Genomic DNA, 711 nt, shown 5'->3' with positions numbered 1-711 from the left:
ACACCAGCCTTGTTTGGAGATAATGAAGACCAATTGACACTGACGTTCAATGGTGCGCTAGATAAGACCTCTGCTGAAGCGAACGCTAGCTACAAGGTTGAGAAGGAAACTAGCGGAACATTTAAAGAAGAAAGCGGCCTTACCGTTACAGAGGCAAAATATAATGCTACTGCGCATACGGTTGAATTGACGATTAAGGGACTTCAACCTGGAGGCAAGTACAAAGTAAAAGCAACGGGTGTTAACGCCGCTGGGAACAAAGCACTTACGGGCACAAAGGAAGCTACATTTAATAAAAAAGCAGTAACTGGTTTAGACACAACTAAGACACCAGCCTTGTTTGGAGATAATGAAGACCAATTGACACTGACGTTCAATGGTGCGCTAGATAAGACCTCTGCTGAAGAGGAGGCTAACTACAAGGTTGAGAAGGAAGATGCTCAAGGAACCTTTAAACCAGAAAACGGCCTTACCGTTACAGAGGCAAAATATAATGCTACTGCGCATACGGTTGTATTGACGTTTAAGGGACTTCAACCTGGAGGCAAGTACAAAGTAACAGCAACGGGTGTTAACGCCGCTGGGAACCAAGCACTTACGGGCACAAAGGAAGCTACATTTAATAAAAAAGCAGTAACTGGTTTAGACACAACTAAGACACCAGCCTTGTTTGGAGATAATGAAGACCAATTGACACTGACGTTCAATGGT

General features: G+C 43.9%; 1 protein-coding gene. It reads left to right on the top strand.

Annotation, left to right across the window (positions count from 1 at the left end; genetic code table 11):
* A partial coding sequence (locus PPOP_RS09735; RefSeq protein ID WP_148277892.1) for a fibronectin type III domain-containing protein occupies positions 1 to 711 on the top strand: 711 nt, incomplete at both ends.

The organism is Paenibacillus popilliae ATCC 14706, from assembly GCF_000315235.1.
GTDB lineage: Bacteria > Bacillota > Bacilli > Paenibacillales > Paenibacillaceae > Paenibacillus_B > Paenibacillus_B popilliae.
Note: the sequence above shows the minus strand (reverse complement) of the source record. Positions and strands in the feature narration are given on the sequence as shown.